The sequence below is a fragment of the Hansschlegelia beijingensis genome (genome assembly GCF_045505405.1).
GTDB classification, from domain to species: Bacteria; Pseudomonadota; Alphaproteobacteria; order Rhizobiales; family Methylopilaceae; genus Methylopila; species Methylopila beijingensis_A.
The window spans coordinates 1-3,318 of record NZ_JBJKEX010000340.1; the positions used below are offsets into that span (position 1 = coordinate 1).

Genomic DNA, 3,318 nt, shown 5'->3' on the forward strand with positions numbered 1-3,318 from the left:
AATATCCGACGGCATCACCGCGATCCCTTCCGCAGGGAGCGCGTCGAAGGGGCCGTCCCCGAGCCAGTTCAGGCTCCGCAGGCGAATGGTCCGGGCCGCGAGCGCCTCGCGCGGGCCGACCACCAGCGTCCTGGTCGCCGCCTCGATCCGCACCACGAACAGCGGCTCGCCGCCATCGTTGAGCCCGAGGCCGCGCCGCTGGCCGACCGTATAGCGAACCACGCCCTCGTGCCGCCCGAGCTCGCGACCGTCGACATGCCGGATCGGACCCGGCTCGGCCGCGCCGGGCTTCAGCTTCTCGATGACGTCCGAATAGCGACCCTGCGGCACGAAGCAGATGTCCTGGCTGTCGGGCTTGTCCGCGACCGAGAGGCCGAGCTCCCGCGCGTGCTCGCGCACCTGCGGCTTGGTCATGTCGCCGAGCGGGAAGCGCAGCATCGAAAGCTGCTCCGCGGTCGTGCCGTAGAGGAAATAGCTCTGGTCGCGGTCCTGGTCCGCGGCCCGGAACAGACCCCGGCCGCCCCCCTGCAGCGCGCGGCTCGCGACGTAGTGGCCGGTCGCGAGCGCCGCGGCTCCGAGGTCGCGGGCCATGCCGAGCAGGTCGAGGAACTTGACGGTCTGGTTGCAGGCCACGCACGGGATCGGCGTCTCGCCCGCGAGATAGCTCGCCGCGAAGGGCTCGATCACCGCCTGGCGGAACCGCGCCTCATAATCCAGCACATAGTGCGGAAAGCCGAGCCGGTCGGCGACGTCGCGCGCGTCGTGGATGTCGCGGCCAGCGCAGCAGGCGCCCTTGCGGGCGGTCGCGGCGCCATGATCGTAGAGCTGCATCGTCACGCCCACGACGTCATAGCCGGCGCGCTTGAGCAGCCCGGCGACCACGGAGGAGTCGACGCCGCCCGACATCGCCACGACGACGCGCGTCGCGGCCGGGTCGCCCGGGAGATCGAGGTCGAGTGTCATGGGACTTGAGATGGCGGCTGCTACCAGAAAATCGAGGCGGGTCTTAGCGCGCGCGGCCGCGCGGCGAAAGCCCGGCCGGTTCAGCTCTCCTCGACCAGCGTCAGCCGGGCCGGCTCGAAACCCGCCCGCTTCTTCCAGGTCACGAGCCCTTCCCCGCCCTGCTCCGCCGCGCCGTAGAGCACCGCGCGAACCCCGAGGACCAGTGGGTCCTCGCGGTCGAGCAGCCATTTCATGATCTCGAAATGCAGCAGCGCCATGACGTTGGCGTCCAGGCTGTCGGCGTGTCCCATCAGATCCGCGTAGTGGATGAAGTCGCCACGGCGAACGAGCTTCACATAGGCGACGAGCCGCTCGTCGACCGTGACCGGGCCCTGGGCATGGCCGGGCTCGGGCAGGAAGACGCCCCACCACATGGTCCAGTGTCGCCGGCAGGGCGGCGCCCGCCACGCGACCGGTTTCACCGCCGGCTTGCCGACGTCCTCGAGCCGCAGCAGCCAGTAGTCCAGCACCAGACCGAAGGCGCGGCGCTTCATAGAGGTCTTGACCGCGTGCACGTCGTGCACGTGGCGCGAAAGCGGGAAGCGGCGTGCCCGATAGCCGAGCCGCTGGGCCTGGCGCACCTTGGGCAGGGTGCGCGAGGAGCGCTTCCGGACATAGGCCTCGAACGCGGCGTTGGTCGGGTACGTCTCGAGGTCGATCACCAGCGGGGTCAGCCGCGACGGCTTCCGCCGGTCGCCCAGATAGCGCGCCACGACCCCCTCGATCCTGTGAGGGTGCGCCTTGCAGCGCGGAGGACAGTCGCGCGCCCGCAACGCCCGCACCGGGATGTCCGGAGGCCAGACCTCCCCTCGCGGCTCGAACATCGCGAGCCGGGCGGCGCGCCGCCGCAGCGCCGTCAAGGGCTCGACGGCGGCGTGATAGACGGTGAGGACGAGTTGCTTGATGGACCGCGGCATCCGGCCTCGCGGGCGCGTCTGGCGACCGTGCGCTTCGGGGAGCGCGGACGCTACTTCACGCCCGGCGCGCGAGCAATTCGCTCCGTCAGGAGGGCGCGCGCACCGATTTCAGGGAGCCGAGCGGGATCCTCAGATCGCCCATCAGCAGCACCGCCTGGCCGGTGGACAGGTCGACGCCGTCCACCGTCCCGCTGACCTCGGAGGTGATCGTGACGGCGTTGCCGGCGACGTCATGGGCGTCGACCGCGATGCTGTAGAGACCTTCCTTCGCCCGCGAGCCGTCCGCCTTGCGTCCGTCCCAGGTGAAGTCCTGGTCGCCATAGACGAAGTCGACCTCCTTGGTCGCGACCACCGAGCCGTTGGCGTCCCGGATGGTGATCGTGCCGGCGACGCCGTCCTTCGGCGCCTTGAGCTGCCATTTGGCGGAATTGCCGGTGAGCAGGGAGGTGTCGCCCTCGGCGGTGATCGACTTGCCCACCAGACCGAGCGCGGTGCCGGCCTGGCTGGTCTGGGTCGCCGACAGGAGCGCCGTCAGCGTGTCGTTCGTCTTGAGCTGCTGCTCGACGCCCGCGAACTGCACGAGCTGCTGGGTGAACTGGTTGGTGTCGAGCGGGTCGAGCGGGTTCTGGTTCTTGAGCTGCGTCGTCAGCAGCGAGAGGAAGGTGTCGAAATTGCTCGCGAGCGTGGTGCGCGACGTGGCCATCGCGCTGCTCGCCGCTGCGCCGGAGACTGAATCGACCGCCATCAGACCTGCCCTCAGACCGTCATGTCGACGCCGCCCGCGCCGATGCGCGTCGGCCGGTGATAGGGAGCCGGCGCGACTTCGGCCGGGGCATCGGACGCTTCGACGGACAGCCGCGAAACGGGGGCCTGCGCGGCCTGCTCGCGCCACGCGTCCTGCCGTCCGTCGCGGAGCTGGAACGAGAGGCCCGTGTCGGGCAGCTGGAATCCCGCCTGCTCCAGCGTGCGGACCAGCTCCCGCGCGTCGTGCCGCAGGAGGTTCAGCGTCTCCGGCCGGTCGACGATCAGACGGGTCGCGACTTTTCCGTCATGCGCGATGTCGAGCCGGACGTCGACGCGTCCGAGTTCGTCCGGATCGAGCCGCACCTCGAAGCGGGTGCGCCGCGCGCCGGCGTTCGTCGCGATGGCGGTCGCGACCGCCGCCACCGCGGCGGAAGCGACCTGAGGCGATGCGCCGGAACTCGACTGCGGCGAGGCCGCCGTGGGAGATCCGGCCGCCGCGCGATCCGCCGGGGCGGCGGGCGCGTTCGGCTCGCCATGCCGCGCCGTGGCCGACAATTCTCGGACGTAGCCGATGCCCTAGCGCAGGCGACAGCATTGGATGATCACCACGAATGGGTGCGTTATGCTGCGAGCAAACTGCTTTTGAGTAGTGACA

General features: G+C 70.5%; 4 protein-coding genes. All 4 read right to left on the reverse strand.

The window, feature by feature from the left end; translation table 11 throughout:
- Window positions 1–963 (reverse strand): tRNA 2-thiouridine(34) synthase MnmA (mnmA, locus tag ACIKT0_RS15620; protein WP_407106255.1); only part of this gene is annotated, 963 nt, incomplete at its 3' end.
- 80 nt (window positions 964–1,043) lie between these two features.
- A complete protein-coding gene (locus ACIKT0_RS15625) occupies window positions 1,044–1,919 on the reverse strand; it encodes a hypothetical protein (protein WP_407106257.1) in 876 nt (291 codons plus the stop codon).
- Between the two features lie 85 nt (window positions 1,920–2,004).
- Entirely contained in the window at window positions 2,005–2,664 is a 660-nt protein-coding gene (locus ACIKT0_RS15630) for a flagellar hook assembly protein FlgD (RefSeq protein WP_407106259.1), read from the reverse strand.
- A gap of 11 nt (window positions 2,665–2,675) precedes the next feature.
- Window positions 2,676–3,218, reverse strand: a complete 543-nt coding sequence (locus tag ACIKT0_RS15635; protein WP_407106260.1) for a flagellar hook-length control protein FliK — start codon at window positions 3,216–3,218, stop codon at window positions 2,676–2,678.
- Window positions 3,219–3,318 lie beyond the last annotated feature (100 nt).